Below are 15,764 nucleotides of genomic sequence, written 5' to 3' on the forward strand. Positions count from 1 at the left end.
TTTACTGCAAAGCAGCATCTATAATGTGGAATTAGAGCCTGCGGAACCGTCCATGCCACAACCCCTCAACTTCGTTGCCGAACCAATCAGCGTCAGCGCGCTGAAGAAGAGCTGCGCCGGATGCAGCATGCACCAGCTTTGCCTGCCGATGGGGCTGGACGACGAGGACATCACGCGCCTCGACCAGATCATCGGCGGCCGCCGCCGGCTGGCGCGCGATGAGCGCCTGTACAAAATGGACGAGCCGTTCCGCAACCTGTACGCGATCCGCTTCGGACATTTCAAGACTTACCAGGTGAATGCCGCCGGCGAGCAGCAGATCACCGGCTTCCAGATGGCGGGCGAGCTGCTCGGCATGGACGCGATCAGCGCCGACCGCCATCACTGCGACGCGGTCGCGCTGGAAGACAGCGAAGTGTGCGAGATCCCGTTCACGCGCCTGGAAGAGCTGTTCGGCCAGGTGCCGACCTTGCTGCGCCACTTCCACCGCATCATGAGCCAGGAGATCACGCGTGAGCAGAACGTCATGCTCCTGCTGGGGAACATGCGCGCCGAGCAGCGCTTCGCGGTCTTCCTGATCAACCTGTCGGCCCGCTACGCGGCGCGCGGATACTCGCCGCACAGCTTCCAGCTGCGCATGTCCCGCGAGGACATCGGTAACTACCTCGGCCTGACCATCGAAAGCGTCAGCCGCCTGCTGTCGCGCTTCAAGAAGCAGGGTTGGATTAGCGTGGACAAGCGCGAAGTGACCCTGCTCGAACCCGCGCACCTGAAGGCGATGGCGGCGGGCACGGAGCAGTGCAGCCCGATGAACTGAAGTTTGCTACTTCAATCGTGAATCGGCTTTGTACACCTCGTTATCGTTGCGTTTGCCTATCACCGGCAGACTCATCAAGCAAACGACGAAAGCGTTGATCTGTATCCACCAACTGAACATTGTTACGGGCTCTGGGGCATTCATTCGTTTTCCTCCAACCGGTCGCGCACACCGGATGACGTGCCTCGATAGATACTAAAACTTACGCCGAGGAATGTCCAAAACCACTGGACGCCATAGCTTCTTGACGTACCGCATCAAAACGGCGGGTTGTGGTCGTCGGGAACAGCCGCCAGGTAGTGCGTCAACAAGCTGGCGAACGCGCCCAACGCCCAAAAACTGAAGAAACCAATCGTATAGACCGCGACCGTATCGAATAGTTCGACACGCGGAAGCTCCCCTGGATCGAACAGCGAAAAGAACAGGCCCTCGGCCAGCACTGCGGCCACGAAGGATGGCCACAGCACGACCATCGCCAGCTTGCGCATTCCCGTCCTCATTTCGCCTCCGCCGCGCGCTCGACCGGGTCAGCGCGCAATGCAAGCTCCTGCTCCTGCGGCCACTGCCAGCTTCCCGCGAGGCGCCAGTCGTTCGCCGGTCCTTCCACCACCACGCGCCAGCGCGCCTGCTCCAGCACCGGCAGGCGCGCGCTGAAGCGGCCGCCCGGCCCCGGCACCGCTTCCAGCACCATGTCCTTCTGCGGCAGCGTGGAATGGGCCAGGCGGATGCGGAATGGCGTCGCCAGCGGCTTGCCCTTTCCCGTCAGCGTGCCGGTCAGGGTGCCGGCAGCGGCATCGTGGCGCGCGCCGAATGCCAGCTCCATCGACGCTGCGGCACGGTCGCGCCGCAGGTCCTGGTTGATGGCCTTGCCCTTCTTGTAGTAGTCGTCCACCACCACCGCATCCTGGCGCGTCGTGGCAAGGTAGCCGGTGTAGCCGCCGGCCACCAGCACCAGCGCGGGCCCCAGCATCAGGAACCACGGCCAGCGTTGCTTGTACCACGGACGGACTGTAGGATGGCTGATCATGCAATTCTCCTGCTCTTATTTCGGGACGATGAAGACGGCTTTTTCCTCGACCCGCAATGCCGGGTCGTCGAGCGCCTTCAGTTCAAATGCGATCGGGTTCGATCCGCGCTTGCCGGCGCCGTGGTCGACGCGCACCTGCACCGGCACCGCGCGGGTGCTGGCGCCGCCGATGGTCACCTCGGCTGCGGTCATCAGGCGGATCGTGTCGATACCGGTTACTGCGATGCGGAAAGTGTGCGCCTGCTCGGACGTGTTCATCACCTGCAGGCGGTAAACGTTCTCGATCATCCCGTCCTCCACTTCCCTGCCCATCGCGCCACGGTCGCGGATCACGTCCATCTTCAACGGCGTGCGCACAGCCAGCGACGCGATGAAGGCCACCACGATCAGCGCCAGCAGGCCGGTGTAGACCAGCACACGGGCCCGCAGCACGCGCGCGGTGATCTGGCGCGGCGACCACTTGTTGTCCATCGCATTCTCGGTCGCGTAGCGGATCAGGCCAGGCGGCAGGCCGACCTTGTCCATCACCGAATTGCAGGCGTCGACGCAGGCCGCGCAACCGATGCATTCGTACTGCAGGCCCTTGCGGATGTCGATCCCGGTCGGGCAGACCTGCACGCACATGCTGCAGTCGATGCAGTCGCCCTTCACACCCGCTTCCGCTTTCGCGCCCAGCGGGCCGCGCGGCTCGCCGCGCAGCGGGTCGTAGGTGACGATCAGCGTGTCCTTGTCGAACATCGAGCTCTGGAATCGCGCGTACGGACACATGTACTTGCACACCTGCTCGCGCAGCCAGCCGGCGTTGCCGTAAGTAGCCAGCGCATAGAACAGCACCCAGAACCACTCCCAGCCGCCGAGGGCGAACGCCGCCAGCGAATGCAGCAGCGTATCGACCGGGGTGAAGTAGCCGACAAAAGTAATGCCGGTCCACAGCGCAACGCCGCCCCATGCCAGGTGCTTGGCGGTCTTCTTCGCCACCTTCTCCAGGCTCCACGGCTGGCGGTCGAGCCGGATACGGGCGCTGCGCGCACCTTCGATCTTGCGCTCGATCCACATGAACACTTCGGTGTAAACGGTCTGCGGGCAGGCGAAACCGCACCACACCCGCCCCGCCACCGCAGTCACCAGGAATAGCCCGTAGGCGCAGATGATCAGCAGCGCGGCGAGGTAGATGAAGTCCTGCGGCCACAGGACCAGCCCGAAGACGTGGAACTTGCGGGCGCCGAGGTCGAACAGCACGGCCTGGCGGCCGTTCCATTGCAGCCATGGCAGGCCGTAGAACACCAGTTGCGTGAGCCACACGCAGGCCCAGCGCAGCGTGGCGTATCGACCCTTCGCTTCGCGCGGATAGATTTCCTCGCGCGCGGCGTACATCCTGATCACGTGTTCCGTGGGTGCAGCCTCGTTCATTTTTGCACTAGTTCCGTCGTTTCAGTTGCGCCGTCCGGGTTCGACAGGCTCCACACATAAGCCGCCAGCACGTGCACCTTGGCTTCGCCGAGGAAGCCGTCGAAGGCCGGCATGGTGTTGGAGCGGCCCTTGCGGATGGTTTCCATGATGGTCTCCGCGCTGCCGCCGTACAGCCATACCTTGTCGGCCAGGTTGGGCGCGCCGAGCGCCTGGTTGCCGGCGCCGCCGGGGCCGTGGCAGGCCATGCAGGCGGAGAACTTGCCCTTGCCGAAGGCACTCTTGATCGGGTCGGAGGTACCGCCCGACAGGCTCTTGACGTAGTGGGCGACGTTCTCGATATCCTTGTCCGAGCCCAGTGCGGCAGTCATCGACGGCATCTGCCCGTTCCGGCCATGCATGATGGTGGCCTTGATCACCGAAGGTTCGCCGCCGTACAGCCAGTCCTTGTCGGCCAGGTTGGGAAAACCCTTGGCGCCGCGTGCGTCGGAGCCGTGGCACTGAGCGCAGTACGTCAGGAACAGGCGCTCGCCGATGGCATGCGCCTGCGGATCCGCCGCCACCATCTTCAGGTCCTGGCCCGCGTACTTGGCGAACAGCGGGCCGTACTCGGCATCCGCCGCCTTCAGTTCGTTCTTGTACTCGCCGCTGGACTGCCAGCCCAGCTTGCCGGCATAGCTGCCAAGACCGGGATACAGGAACAGGTAGGCCAGCGCGAACACGATGGTGATGTAGAACAGCCACATCCACCAGCGCGGCATCGGCGTGTTCAGTTCCGTCAGGTCGTCGTCCCATACATGGCCGGTGGTGCCGACCGCCTCGCCCTTGCTCTTCACCTTGTGCACCGACTGCGACCAGAGCAGCACCCCGCAGCCGATGATGGCGAGGATGGTGATGACGCCGATGTACAGGTCCCAGAAACCGCTGGTGAAATCAGCCACGGCTGTCCTCCTCGTCGGCGAACGGCAGCGATGCCTGTGCGTCGAAGTCGCCGCGCCGGTTCAGCACGAAGGTCCACAGCAGGATGCCGAGGAAGGTGGTGAAGCTGACCACCGTCATGACGCTGCTGGCGTTGTCAAAAATCTGTTCGAGTCCCATGTCAATTCCTTGTCTTGATCTGCGTGCCCAGTCCCTGCAGGTAGGCGATCAGCGCGTCCTGTTCGGTCTTGCCTTCCAGCTCGCCGGCGGCCGATGCGATATCCGCGTCGGTGTACGGCACGCCCAGCGTTTTCATCGCGCGCATCCTGGGCGCGCCCTCGGCCGGATTCACCTTTGCAGTGGCCAGCCACGGATACGAGGGCATGTTCGATTCCGGCACCAGGTCGCGCGGGTTGTCGAGGTGCGAGCGGTGCCATTCGTCGCTATAGCGTCCGCCCACGCGGGCCAAGTCCGGGCCGGTGCGCTTCGAGCCCCACTGGAACGGGTGGTCGTAGACGAATTCGCCTGCCACAGAGTAATGGCCATAGCGTTCGGTCTCGGCGCGGAACGGGCGGATCATCTGCGAGTGGCAGTTGTAGCAGCCCTCGCGGATGTAGACGTCGCGTCCCATTAGCCGCAGCGGAGAGTACGGCTTCAGGCCCGCCACCGGTTCGGTGGTCGACTTCTGGAAGAACAGCGGGACGATTTCGACCATGCCGCCGAACGAGATGACCAGGATGACCAGTCCGATCAGAAGCCAGGGATTCTTCTCGATCCATTCATGTGAAAATTTCATTTGCTACTCCTGCTTCAGGCGTGTTGGGGTGTGAGGGCCGGGATGCGGGCGTCGCGGCTGACGGTATCGCGCATGGTCTGCCAGGTGTTGTACGCCATGACCAGCATGCCAGACAGGTACAGCAGGCCGCCGCCGAAACGGATCACGTAGTACGGGTAGGTGGCTTTGACGCCTTCGACGAAGGTGTAGGTCAGTGTGCCGTCCGGGTTTACCGCGCGCCACATCAGGCCCTGCATAACGCCGGCGATCCACATCGATGCGATGTACAGGACGATGCCGATGGTCGCCACCCAGAAGTGCAGGTCGATCAGGCGGGTGCTGTACATCTGGGTCTTGCCGGCCAGGCGCGGCACCAGGTAATAGATCGATCCCATGGTGATGAATCCCACCCAGCCCAGTGCGCCGGCGTGGACGTGGGCGATACCCCAATCGGTATAGTGCGACAGCGAGTTGATGGTCTTGATCGACATCATCGGGCCTTCGAAGGTGGCCATGCCGTAGAACGACAGCGATACGATCAGGAATTTCAGGATCGGGTCGGAGCGCAGCTTGTGCCAGGCGCCGGACAGGGTCATCATCCCGTTGATCATTCCGCCCCACGATGGCGCCAGCAGGATCAGCGAGAACACCATGCCAATCGACTGAGTCCAGTCGGGCAGCGCGGTGTAGTGCAGGTGGTGCGGGCCGGCCCACATATAGGTGAAGATCAGCGCCCAGAAGTGGACGATCGACAGGCGGTACGAGTACACCGGGCGATCGGCCTGTTTCGGGATGAAGTAATAAACCATGCCGAGGTAGCCGGCGGTGAGGATGAAGCCGACCGCATTATGGCCGTACCACCACTGGATCATCGCGTCCTGCACGCCGGAATACACCGAGTACGACTTCCATGCGGAGACCGGGATGCTGGCGCCGTTCACCACGTGCAGCACGGCGACGGCGAGGATGTAGCCGCCGAAGAACCAGTTGGCGACGTAAATGTGCTTGACCTTGCGCTTGACGAGGGTGCCGAAGAAGACCACCGCATACGCCACCCATACGACCGTGATCAGCAGCGCGATCGGCCATTCGAGTTCGGCGTATTCCTTGCCGCGCGTGAAGCCCATCGGCAGCGTGATGGTCGCCAGCACCAGCACCGCTTGCCAGCCCCAGAACGTGAAAGCGGCCAGCTTGTCCGAGAACAGCCGCACCTGGCAGGTGCGCTGCACGACGTAATACGAGGTGGCGAACAAGCCGCAGATGCCGAACGCGAAGATCACCGCATTGGTGTGCAGCGGGCGCAGTCGCCCGTAGGTGAGCCACGGCGTGTCGAAGTTCAGTGCCGGCCACGCCAGCTGGGCAGCGATTACCACGCCCATCAGCATGCCGATAACGCCCCAGACCACGGTGGCGATCGTAAACTGCCGCACGACCTTGTAGTTGTAATTAAGACCTGTGTCCAATTGCTTCTCCTGGATTTTTGCAAAACTATTGATGACTATCGAAGTTTGAATTTCTACGTCTCAAAAATCCTTGATGTGAATCAAAATCGGACTGATCAGTGTCTGGCAGGCCGCGTGCTGTCGTCGTCGTGCAGAATGCGCAAGGCCGGACCATCGAGGTCGTCGAACTGCCCACTGTCGGACGCGCCGAAGAAAATCCAGACCGCCACCGCGACCACGATCAGGCTGAGGGGAATGAGGAGGTAGAGCGCTTCCATTTTTCAGGCGCCGCCGCGCAGGCGCAGCGCATTGATGACGACCACCGCGGACGACAGCGACATGCCGGCGCCGGCCATCCATGGATTGAGGAGCCCAATGGCGGCTGCGGGAATCGCCACCATGTTGTAGATGCTGGCCCACCACAGGTTCTGGCGCACGACGGCCAGCGCGCGCGCGGCCGTCACACGGGTTTCCTCCAGCGCCGCCAGGCGGCCGCCAAGCAGCAAGCAGTCCGCGTTCAGCTGCGCCAGCGCGGCGCCGCCGCCCATGGCGAATGAGACATCGGCGGCCGACAGCACGGCCGCGTCGTTGATGCCGTCGCCGGCCATCGCGACCACCGCGCCTTTGGCCTGAAGGTCCCGCACGAAGGCCAGCTTGCCGGCCGGGAGTTGTGCGCCGAGCGCGTCCCCGATGCCCAACTCGGCCGCCACGCCGTCGGTGACGCGCTGGTCGTCGCCGCTGAGGAGGATGACCTGCTTGCCGCTGCGCTGGAAGGCGCGGACCACGGCCTGCGCATCGTCGCGCAAGCTGTCGGCCAGGTCGAAGCGGGCCAGCACGCCGCCGGCGTCGCCGAGATAGACAGACGTCATTCCGGCGGCATCCGGTTCGGGCAGCTCGCCGCTGATGGCCGCGACAAAGGAGGCGCGCCCCAAACGGTACACGCGGCCGTCGACGCTGCCCTCGATGCCCTGTCCCATTTCACTGGTCACATCCTGCGCCTGCAGGACCGCCTTGAGGCTGGCCTCGCGGATCGCCGCGCCGAGCGGGTGGGCGCTGGTGGCTTCCAGCGCGGCCGCCACCTGCAGGCAGCGCTCGCGTCCCGCCGCGCCGAACACGCCGACGTGGCGCAGCGCCGGCTTTCCGGCGGTTAGCGTGCCGGTCTTGTCGAATACGACGTGGGTGGCGCGGTGCAGCGTTTCCAGCACATGCGGCTTCACCACCAGCACGCCCTTGCGCACCAGCCGGTCGGTCGCCGCCGCCAGCGCGGTCGGTGTCGCCAGCGACAGTGCGCACGGGCAGGACACCACCAGCACCGCGATCGCCACTTCCCACGCGCGCGCGGGATCGACGAACTGCCATGCAACGAATACCGCGACAGTCAGCGCCAGCAGCGCGGCCACGAACCATGCAGCCACCGTGTCGGCCCACAATGCGATCTGCGGCCTGCCCTGCCCCGCGCGTTCCACCAGCGCGACCAGGCGCGACAAGGTGCTGTCGCGCGCGCCGCGCGTCACGCGCAGCACGATGGCCTGGCCGGCGTTGACCGCCCCTCCCGGCACGGCGTCGCCCGGCCGGCGCGGCTGGGCGCGGCTTTCGCCGGTCAGCAGCGCGAGATCGAGTTCGGTGCCGCCTTCCGCGATCACGCCGTCGGCCGCCAGCGCCTCGCCGGGGCGCACCAGCACCATGTCGCCTTCGCACAGGCTGGCGGCCGCCACCACTTCGGTTTCGCGCTGCTTGGGGTATCCGGGCATCCTGAGCGCCGACGCCGGCAGCGCGTGCTGCAGCTTCTCCAGCGCCGTTGCCGCCTTGCGGCGCGCCACCAGCTCGAGGTAGCGGCTCGCCAGCAGCAGGAAGATGAACATCGTGACCGAGTCGAACCACACTTCGCCCTGCCCGCGCAGCACCGACCATACGCTGCCCGCGAAGGCGGCGGCGATACCAAGCGCCACCGGCACGTCCATGCCGGGCATGCGCTGCTTCAGGTTGATCCATGCGCCGCGGAAGAAGGGCTGGGCCGAGTACAGCACCGCGGGAAGCGTCAGCAGCAGCGAGGCCCAGTGCATCAGCGCGGTCATGTCGGCGTCCATGGTGCCGTCGTCGGCAAGGTAGACCGGCACCGCGTACATCATCACCTGCATCATCGACAAGCCCGCGATGAACAACTGGCGGAACAGCTTCTTGCGCGCCCGCTCCAGCGCCGCACCGTGGCGCGCCGTATCGTAGGGATAGGCGGCGTAGCCGACCCGGCGCAGCGCCTGCAGGATGTCGCTGGGCTTGCACTTCTCCGCCGACCAGCGCACGGTAAGGCGCTCGGTGGCGACGTTCATCTCCGCCGTGGCGACGCCGGGCAGGCGCGCGAGGCGGCCCTCGATCAACCACACGCAGGCGGCGCAGCGTATCCCCTCGACCGAGAACGTGGCTTCGGCCAAGTCGCCCGTCACCGGCGGCTGCGCTTCGTCGTACAGCGCCAGCTCGGGCGGCACCAGCGCGCCTTCTCCGGCACGCTCGCTGAAAGCGGTTCGGCTGCGGTAGTAGGCGGCGAGGCCCGCGTCGACGATTCCCTGCGCGACCGCGGCGCAGCCGGGGCAGCACATCTCGCGCGCGGCGTCGTCGATGCTGACCGTCCAGCCTCCGCCCTGCGGCACCGGCAGCCCGCAGTGGAAGCATCCGTCGTTGCCGAGCACGGCGCTCACGCGGTGGCTCCCGGCAGGCAGAGCAGGTCCAGCCAGCCACCATGGACGCCGCCCATCGCGCGCGCGACGCCGAGCAGGCCGAAGCCGAGCACCACCACGCCCGCACCGATGCGCACCGCGCGCCGCTGCATCATGGCGCGCAGGCGCGCACCGGCCAGTCCGATCGCCATCAGCATCGGCAGCGTGCCGAGGCCGAACGCCAGCATGACGGCGGCGCCCGACAGCGCCGAGCCGCTGAACATCGCCGTCACCAGCGCGCTGTACACCATCCCGCACGGCAGCCAGCCCCACAGCGCACCCAGGCCCAGCATCTTGCCCGCCCCGTCCAGCGGCTGCAGCCTTTGCGCCAGCGGGCGGATGCGGTTCCACAGGCCATTGCCGAGCGCCTCGACATGGGCCAGCCCGCGCCAGGCGTCCATCAGGTACAGGCCCAGCGCCACCAGCATCAGGTTGGCCAGCAGGTAGCCGCCCGCCTGCAGCTGCTGGACGCCGCCCAGCACGCGCGCGCCGCCCGCCAGCCCACCAGCCAGCGCGCCGGCCAGCATGTAGCTGGCGATGCGGCCGGCGTTGTACGAGGCGACCCGTGTTCCCGCGCCCTGCGTGACCACGGCGACCGGGAATGGACGGGCCGTGATCGAAAAAGCGCTGACGATCCCGCCGCACATGCCGGCGCAATGGACGCTGCCGAACAGGCCGACCAGGAACACGGGGAACAGGCTGATGCCGGACATCGGGATTCCGTCAGATCGTCTTGGAGTAGCGCGGCATGTCCGCGCCGGCGCCGAGGTAGCGATCGAACACCATGCAGATGTTCCGCACCATCAGCCGGCCTTTCGGCGTGACGGTCAGCCATCCGGGGGTCACGCTGACCAGGCCATCCTGTTCGAGCGTACGCAAGCGCTCCAGCTCCGGGGCGAAATAGTCGGCGAACGCCACCGGGTAGGCTTGCTCGATCGCTTCCACCGACAGTTCGAAGCCGCACATCAGCATCTGGATGATGGTGCGGCGCAAGGCGTCGTCCATCGACAGCCGCGTGCCGCGCGCCACCGGCAGCTCGTTCTTGTCGATCAGCGCGTAATAGGCGTCCAGCGTCTTGACGTTCTGGCTGTAGGTGGCGGCCACCGAGCCGATCGCCGACACGCCGCAGGCGACCAGGTCGGCCTCGGCATGGGTCGAGTAGCCCTGGAAGTTGCGGTGCAGCCGGCCTTGGCGCTGCGCCACGGCGAGGTCGTCGTCCGGCTTGGCGAAGTGGTCCATGCCGATGTAGTTGTAGCCTGCCCCGGCCAGGCGGCGGATGCACAGGGCCAGCATGTCGAGGCGCGCGTCCGGCGTCGGCATGTCGGCCTCGCTGATGCGGCGCTGCGGCTTGAAGATGTGCGGCAGGTGGGCGTAGTTGTAGATCGCAATGCGGTCGGGATCGGTCTCGATCACCTTGGCCAGCGTGCGCTCCATGCTTTCCACGCCCTGCTTCGGCAGCCCGTAAATCAGGTCGATGCTGACCGAACGGAAGCTGGCCGCGCGCGCGGCGTCGATGATGGCGCGGGTCCCGGCTTCGGGCTGCACGCGGTTGACCGCCTTCTGCACTTCGGGGTCGAAGTCCTGCACGCCCAGGCTGATGCGGTTGAAGCCCTGGCGACGCAGGCTGTGCACGCGCTCGACCGACACCGTGCGCGGATCGACCTCGATCGAATACTCGCCGCTGTCGTCGGGCGCGAAATCGAACCAGCGGCGCACGTGCGCCATCAGCTCGCCCATCTGCGCATCCGACAGGTAGGTCGGCGTGCCGCCGCCCAGGTGCAGCTGCTCGACCTGGTTCATGCCCGCGAACAGGCGCCCCTGCATCTCGATCTCGCGCTTCAGGTAATCCAGGTAGACCGCCGCCTTGTCGCGGTTCTTCGTGATCACCTTGTTGCAGGCGCAGTAGTAGCAGACCGACTCGCAGAACGGGATGTGCAGGTAGAGCGACAGCGGCCTGGGCGCGCCGCGCGTGCGCAGGCCCGCCACCGCCATCAGGTAGTCGCGGTAGCCGTAGCCCTCGCTGAACCGGTCGGCGGTCGGGTAAGAGGTATAGCGCGGACCGGACTGGCTGAGCTTGCGGATCAACGCGCCGTCGAACTCGACGCTGGGGACGGCCGTCACCGGTATTGCTTTCATTTCCAACATTGACTTGCTCCTGGCCTGCACCGTGTTGGCATTTCCACACGAAATCTATTTGACAGGATGCAGTCTACGGATCGTGGGGTGCAAAATCCTTGATCCAAATCAAAAATGACCGGAAGGCGCCCGGATACCGCATTGCGTGCGTTCGAAGCTGGACTAGCGCGCCCGCACGGCCTAATCTGACGTGTGAGGGCCGCACCCCGAAAAGGAGTTTCCATGTCGTACAAGACAATACTCGTCCATGCCGATTCGTCGCGCCATGCCGACGAGCGCATCCGCGTCGCCGCGCGCCTCGCGATGGCTGAAGGCGCCCACCTGGTCGGGGCCGCGATGACCGGCGTGTCGCGCTACCTCTACCAGGAAAGCAGCATCGACCTGGCCCGCACCGCGGTGGCGATGCACATGGACGCGCTCTACCAGCGCGCCACCGTGTCGCTCGAACGCTTCGAGGCGCTGGCCGGCGAGATCGGCGTGCCGACCTGCGAGCGGCGCATGGTCGACGACGAGCCCGAAGGCGGGCTGGCACTGCAGGCGCGCTACGCCGACGTGGTGGTAGTCAGCCAGACCGACCCGCAAGATCCGGCCGCGCGCATCACGCCCGCCCTGCCCGAATACGTCATGCTCAACAGCGCGCGGCCGGTGCTGATCGTGCCCTATGCCGGCACCTTCCCTCGCCTCGGCGAGCAGGTGCTGGTAGGCTGGGACGCCAGCGCCCAGGCCACCCGCGCCGTCACCAACGCGATCCCGCTGCTCAAACGCGCGCGCAACGTCACCATCGCCGTCTTCAATCCAAACCCCTTCGACGCCCACGGTGAGCAGCCCGGCGCCGACATCGCGCTGTACCTGGCGCGCCACGGCGTCAACATCGAGGTGTCGCTGCAGCAGACCGGCCTCGATCCCGGCAACGCCATGCTGTCGATGGCGGCCGACCGCCAGTGCGACCTGGTCGTGATGGGCGGCTACGGCCACACGCGCTTCCGCGAAATGCTGCTGGGCGGCGTCACCTCGACCGTGCTGGGATCGATGACGGTGCCGGTGCTGATGTCGCATTGAAAGGAGGCTGTCCATGTACAAGAACATCCTGGTGCCGACCGACGGTTCGGACATCTCGCAGCAGGCGGTGGACGCTGCGCTCGGGTTCGCGCGCTGCTGCGGCAGCCGCATCGTGGCGCTGTCGGTGGCCGAGCCCTACCCCTCGGTGCCGGTGGCCGACGGCGCGCTGGTGATCGACCCCGGTGTCGACAGCCGCGAGCTGCAGGCCGAAGCGCGCGACCGGGTCGAGAAGATCGCGCGCGCCGCGCGCGATGCCGGCATCGAGTGCACCACGGTGGTGGCGCTGTCGTTCCGGCCGCACGAGGAAATCATCGCCGCTGCCCAGAAGTACCACTGCGATGTCATCTTCATGGCCTCGCACGGCCGCCGCGGCCTGTCGCGCCTGCTGGCCGGCAGCGAAACCCAGAAGGTGCTGGCCTACGCGCCGGTGCCGGTGCTGGTGCTGCGCCCGCCGACTCCCGAAAGCGGCTGACGCCAACCGTAGCGCCTCATGCGCTGACCTGGTTGGCGTCGATCCAGGCGCGCGCCGCGGACAGCGCAGCCTCCAGCTCGGCCGCGGCCTGCTCGCTATTGTCCCCGCATGTCCGGAAAGGCATGCGGGGACGATGCCCGTTTATCTGAATGCCAGCATATCGATGAACGAGGCCCGGTTCACGCCAACCATGCGCAGCGCGGCGGGCGCATACTCGCCCGCCTTGACCGCATAACCCCGGTAGTCGCCGTCGTCGGCGCCACAGCCGCTGAGGGTGATGATCAGCGGCAGCGCGCCGGCGATGGTCGATGCGCTCCTGATATTCCCATTCACGCGGCAGGAAGAGGCGCCGGCGGAAATCACGCCCTCGGCGGATAGCGTGAAATTCGTGACGGCATTGTCGCGGTTGATCGCGGCATAGCTACCCGCCAGTTCAGCCAGCGTAATCGGCTTGACGTTCACCGGCGTTGCACTGCCGGCGACGAGACTGGTTTGCAGCGCCGCATCGGCGGCCGGAACGCGCCGCGCCGCATTGCCGGTGACTTCGTAATACGCAGCGGCGGGGCGCAGATCGTCATTCTCGATCAGCATGATGCCATTGCCGTCGCTGCCGATGAAGGCTTCGCCGAAGCTGCCGGCCGGATCGCCCGACACCAGAAAGGCGCTTGATCCGGCCGCCGGCGCGCTGGATAATAAAACGCTCTCCCGGTTCGCGGCCTCATCATTGCCGCCGCTGCAGGCTGCCAGGGCGGCGAAGGCGGCCAGGGATGCCGAGCGCAACACATATCGTGGTTTCATTGGCGGCCTCACTTGGCGAGCTTGTTCAGCTTGAGGCGAATGGCCGCTTCCGGCGCGCGATCGGCCTGGTGGTTCACGCTGAGCACCGATATGGCGACCGCGCCCGACTTGACCACATTTTGTTCCGATGAGGGATCGGTATCCGTGAGCAGGGACATGTTGGCCGGCGGCGTGCCACTGATGTACAGCGTCACGCCCGGCAGCGGCGGCGCGCCACCGGGGATGTAGCCATTGGCGAGCGCATCCTTCGACAGGTCGGGCACGAAATAGGGGACGGCGCCGCTGGCAATGCCTACCTTGCTGAACTTGAACGGCAGGGTCGCGCCCGCTCCCGTGGCGAACTTCGGCATATTGACATTCAAGCCTATCCCGTCAGGCAACAGCTTGCCGCCGGCTATGCTTTTCTGCTTGTCGAGTTCGTTGACCAGCCGCACCACGATGTCGGCATTCTCGTATTCCACGTCGCCTGCCACGAGCTTGTCGAACGAGCGATACGAGCCCGGTTTCTCGGCGCTCGTGGCGATCGCCGGAATGCCGCGATTGATCGCGATCAGGGCCGCATTCACCGTGCCTGAGCCGTTATTGATCAAGCCGGTATTGTTGCCGTAATTGATGCCGGAAACCACCAGGTCGGGCGCCTTGCCCCATTTCTTCGGGCCGGCGACATCGATGCCGTACAGCGCGCTTGCCACCGGCGTGCTGTCGATGTAATACACATCGGGATCGGCCGGCAGGGTGCCGATGCCGGGCGCGCCCGTCTTCACGGAACCGGCGCGCGAATCCTTGGCAAGATTGGTGACTGGCCTTAGAAAATCCAGCGCGCCGCCGCGGCCGCTATTGTCCGTCGCCGGCGCGGAAATGATGACGCTATGGCCGGCCGCTTTCAGGCGCTGATACAGCGCATGGATGAGCGATGCTTCGAAGCCGTCATCATTGGTGACAACGATATTCATTGCCTGCGCGGGCGCCGCGATGGCGAGCGCAACGGACAGTCCTAGGATGGCCGACAGACTGGGTGCATGCATGGGGGATCTCCTTATCGTGAAAATTATATTTTTTTGGTGTGCCTTATGCGCATACTCAATCGAGAGTGATGCGAAGGGAATGCTGCCATCGTATGTGCGTGGCGGCATCATCCAAAGAGACGAAGTAGGTAGCCGAAGATCATGCAACAGATTTTTCAACCAAAAGCGCTTGGAACACATGCCAGCCTTGCGCCGCGCGACGCGCGACGCGCGCAGGCAGGCCGAGCACTCTGTTGTAATAACGGTACTAAACCTGGCGAGCTTGGGCAAGGAATCGCGCACGCCTGCGCTCAGCCTGTTGTGCGCAACGGAAGGGGGATAGACTGGTGCTCATGAACAATTCACGAAAAGTCGCCGGCTTTGCCGGCCTCGCCAGCGTGCTGTGGGTCGGCCTGACCGCGGCGGTCGCGGCCAGCCAGCGCCGGCTGGTGTTCAACCCCACCATCAAGCGCGAGGTGGCCAGCCCGCGTTCGAGCGGGCACCGCACCCGCCCGGTCGTGCTGCGCGCCGTCGACGGCACCAAGCTGTCCGGCTGGCTGATGAAGCCGGCCATGGTCGGCCCGCACCCGGCGGTGGTGTATTTCGGCGGCCGTTCCGAGGAAGTGTCGTGGGTCGCGCGCGACGCCGGCAAGCTGTTCCCCGGCATGTCGGTGCTGGCGGTGAACTACCGCGGCTACGGCGATTCGCAGGGCGATCCGGCCGAAGAATGCATGGTCGAAGACGGCTGCATGCTGTTCGACTGGCTGGCCGCGCGCAGCCATGTCGACCCGAAGCGGGTGGCGGTGGTCGGGCGCAGCCTCGGGTCCGGGGTGGCGGTGCAGGTCGCGCTCAAGCGCCCGGCCCATTCGGTGGTGCTGATCACTCCCTACGACTCGATCCTGGCGCTGGCCAAGCGCCGCTTCCGCGCGGTGCCGGTGGAATTCGTGCTGCGCCACCGCTTCGAAACGATCAAGTATGCGTCGGAACTGAAGGCGCCTACCTACGTGCTGCGCGCCGCCAGCGACGACGTCGTGCCGCACTCCCACACCGACCAGCTGGTGGCCAAGCTGGGCAAGCTGCATCTCGATGAAATCATCCCCGATTCCGACCACCTGAACATTCCCTACCTGGAAGCGACCCAGGACCGCATCGCGCGCTTCCTCGGCGCGCAGTTCGCCCTTCCCCGCACCAACTAGCC

17 protein-coding genes are annotated in these 15,764 nt (G+C 65.7%); 4 read left to right on the forward strand and 13 right to left on the reverse strand.

What is annotated here, in order from left to right:
• Nucleotides 1-52: 52 nt before the first annotated feature.
• Nucleotides 53-817 (forward strand): fumarate/nitrate reduction transcriptional regulator Fnr, encoded by a 765-nt coding sequence (gene fnr / locus D3872_RS15425; RefSeq protein ID WP_119811632.1) that lies wholly within the window; start codon nt 53-55, stop codon nt 815-817.
• A 257-nt stretch (nt 818-1,074) separates the two neighbouring features.
• Here the strand turns inward: fnr and D3872_RS15430 are convergent, their stop codons facing one another.
• The 11 genes from D3872_RS15430 to hemN form a co-directional block, all read right to left on the reverse strand.
• Entirely contained in the window at nt 1,075-1,305 is a 231-nt protein-coding gene (locus D3872_RS15430; RefSeq protein WP_119811633.1) for a hypothetical protein, read from the reverse strand.
• Nucleotides 1,306-1,313: 8 nt separating this feature from the next.
• Nucleotides 1,314-1,844 carry a FixH family protein gene (locus tag D3872_RS15435; RefSeq protein WP_119811634.1) on the reverse strand — a complete coding sequence of 177 codons (531 nt, stop codon included), beginning with the start codon at nt 1,842-1,844 and terminating at the stop codon, nt 1,314-1,316.
• 15 nt (nt 1,845-1,859) lie between these two features.
• Entirely contained in the window at nt 1,860-3,254 is a 1,395-nt protein-coding gene (ccoG, locus tag D3872_RS15440; protein WP_119811635.1) for a cytochrome c oxidase accessory protein CcoG, read from the reverse strand.
• A complete protein-coding gene (gene ccoP / locus D3872_RS15445) occupies nt 3,251-4,192 on the reverse strand; it encodes a cytochrome-c oxidase, cbb3-type subunit III (protein WP_119811636.1) in 942 nt (313 codons plus the stop codon). Before ccoP ends, ccoG begins: the two co-directional genes overlap by 4 nt.
• Nucleotides 4,185-4,349: a cbb3-type cytochrome oxidase subunit 3 gene (locus D3872_RS15450; RefSeq protein WP_119811637.1), complete on the reverse strand. Its 165-nt coding sequence runs from the start codon at nt 4,347-4,349 to the stop codon at nt 4,185-4,187. Before D3872_RS15450 ends, ccoP begins: the two co-directional genes overlap by 8 nt.
• A gap of 1 nt (nt 4,350) precedes the next feature.
• Nucleotides 4,351-4,965 (reverse strand): cytochrome-c oxidase, cbb3-type subunit II, encoded by a 615-nt coding sequence (gene ccoO / locus D3872_RS15455; RefSeq protein WP_119811638.1) that lies wholly within the window; start codon nt 4,963-4,965, stop codon nt 4,351-4,353.
• A 14-nt stretch (nt 4,966-4,979) separates the two neighbouring features.
• Nucleotides 4,980-6,407 (reverse strand): cytochrome-c oxidase, cbb3-type subunit I, encoded by a 1,428-nt coding sequence (ccoN, locus tag D3872_RS15460; RefSeq protein WP_119811639.1) that lies wholly within the window; start codon nt 6,405-6,407, stop codon nt 4,980-4,982.
• A gap of 95 nt (nt 6,408-6,502) precedes the next feature.
• Nucleotides 6,503-6,664 carry a cbb3-type cytochrome oxidase assembly protein CcoS gene (gene ccoS, locus D3872_RS15465; RefSeq protein WP_119811640.1) on the reverse strand — a complete coding sequence of 54 codons (162 nt, stop codon included), beginning with the start codon at nt 6,662-6,664 and terminating at the stop codon, nt 6,503-6,505.
• 3 nt (nt 6,665-6,667) lie between these two features.
• Nucleotides 6,668-9,079 (reverse strand): heavy metal translocating P-type ATPase, encoded by a 2,412-nt coding sequence (locus tag D3872_RS15470; protein ID WP_119811641.1) that lies wholly within the window; start codon nt 9,077-9,079, stop codon nt 6,668-6,670.
• The gene (locus D3872_RS15475; protein ID WP_119811642.1) at nt 9,076-9,810 is read right to left on the reverse strand and encodes a sulfite exporter TauE/SafE family protein; all 735 of its coding nucleotides are present in this window, start codon (nt 9,808-9,810) and stop codon (nt 9,076-9,078) included. Before D3872_RS15475 ends, D3872_RS15470 begins: the two co-directional genes overlap by 4 nt.
• A gap of 10 nt (nt 9,811-9,820) precedes the next feature.
• Entirely contained in the window at nt 9,821-11,242 is a 1,422-nt protein-coding gene (hemN, locus tag D3872_RS15480; protein ID WP_182915818.1) for an oxygen-independent coproporphyrinogen III oxidase, read from the reverse strand.
• Nucleotides 11,243-11,455: 213 nt separating this feature from the next.
• On the opposite strand from hemN, the gene D3872_RS15485 reads away from it, so the two are divergent.
• Nucleotides 11,456-12,292 carry a universal stress protein gene (locus D3872_RS15485; RefSeq protein ID WP_119811643.1) on the forward strand — a complete coding sequence of 279 codons (837 nt, stop codon included), beginning with the start codon at nt 11,456-11,458 and terminating at the stop codon, nt 12,290-12,292.
• Nucleotides 12,293-12,305: 13 nt separating this feature from the next.
• Nucleotides 12,306-12,764 (forward strand): universal stress protein, encoded by a 459-nt coding sequence (locus D3872_RS15490; protein WP_119811644.1) that lies wholly within the window; start codon nt 12,306-12,308, stop codon nt 12,762-12,764.
• 141 nt (nt 12,765-12,905) lie between these two features.
• On the opposite strand, the gene D3872_RS15495 is transcribed toward D3872_RS15490, so the two are convergent.
• The gene (locus tag D3872_RS15495; RefSeq protein ID WP_147373896.1) at nt 12,906-13,562 is read right to left on the reverse strand and encodes a hypothetical protein; all 657 of its coding nucleotides are present in this window, start codon (nt 13,560-13,562) and stop codon (nt 12,906-12,908) included.
• An 8-nt stretch (nt 13,563-13,570) separates the two neighbouring features.
• Nucleotides 13,571-14,869 (reverse strand): 5'/3'-nucleotidase SurE, encoded by a 1,299-nt coding sequence (locus tag D3872_RS15500; protein ID WP_147373897.1) that lies wholly within the window; start codon nt 14,867-14,869, stop codon nt 13,571-13,573.
• A 50-nt stretch (nt 14,870-14,919) separates the two neighbouring features.
• Between D3872_RS15500 and D3872_RS15505 the strand changes: the two genes are divergently transcribed.
• A complete protein-coding gene (locus D3872_RS15505) occupies nt 14,920-15,762 on the forward strand; it encodes an alpha/beta hydrolase (RefSeq protein ID WP_119811647.1) in 843 nt (280 codons plus the stop codon).
• Nucleotides 15,763-15,764: the final 2 nt, after the last annotated feature.

The organism is Massilia cavernae, assembly GCF_003590855.1.
GTDB classification, from domain to species: domain Bacteria; phylum Pseudomonadota; class Gammaproteobacteria; order Burkholderiales; family Burkholderiaceae_D; genus Telluria_A; species Telluria_A cavernae.

Excerpts from the sequence above, each read along its gene's own strand:
- hemN (WP_182915818.1), bottom strand. The coding sequence starts at position 11,242 with ATGTTGGAAATGAAAGCAATACCGGTGACGGCCGTCCCCAGCGTCGAG.
- D3872_RS15485 (WP_119811643.1), top strand. The coding sequence starts at position 11,456 with ATGTCGTACAAGACAATACTCGTCCATGCCGATTCGTCGCGCCATGCC.
- D3872_RS15435 (WP_119811634.1), bottom strand. The coding sequence starts at position 1,844 with ATGATCAGCCATCCTACAGTCCGTCCGTGGTACAAGCAACGCTGGCCG.
- ccoO (WP_119811638.1), bottom strand. The coding sequence starts at position 4,965 with ATGAAATTTTCACATGAATGGATCGAGAAGAATCCCTGGCTTCTGATC.
- D3872_RS15475 (WP_119811642.1), bottom strand. The coding sequence starts at position 9,810 with ATGTCCGGCATCAGCCTGTTCCCCGTGTTCCTGGTCGGCCTGTTCGGC.
- ccoS (WP_119811640.1), bottom strand. The coding sequence starts at position 6,664 with ATGGAAGCGCTCTACCTCCTCATTCCCCTCAGCCTGATCGTGGTCGCG.
- D3872_RS15490 (WP_119811644.1), top strand. The coding sequence starts at position 12,306 with ATGTACAAGAACATCCTGGTGCCGACCGACGGTTCGGACATCTCGCAG.
- D3872_RS15450 (WP_119811637.1), bottom strand. The coding sequence starts at position 4,349 with ATGGGACTCGAACAGATTTTTGACAACGCCAGCAGCGTCATGACGGTG.
- ccoG (WP_119811635.1), bottom strand. The coding sequence starts at position 3,254 with ATGAACGAGGCTGCACCCACGGAACACGTGATCAGGATGTACGCCGCG.
- D3872_RS15495 (WP_147373896.1), bottom strand. The coding sequence starts at position 13,562 with ATGAAACCACGATATGTGTTGCGCTCGGCATCCCTGGCCGCCTTCGCC.
- D3872_RS15430 (WP_119811633.1), bottom strand. The coding sequence starts at position 1,305 with ATGCGCAAGCTGGCGATGGTCGTGCTGTGGCCATCCTTCGTGGCCGCA.
- fnr (WP_119811632.1), top strand. The coding sequence starts at position 53 with ATGCCACAACCCCTCAACTTCGTTGCCGAACCAATCAGCGTCAGCGCG.
- D3872_RS15505 (WP_119811647.1), top strand. The coding sequence starts at position 14,920 with ATGAACAATTCACGAAAAGTCGCCGGCTTTGCCGGCCTCGCCAGCGTG.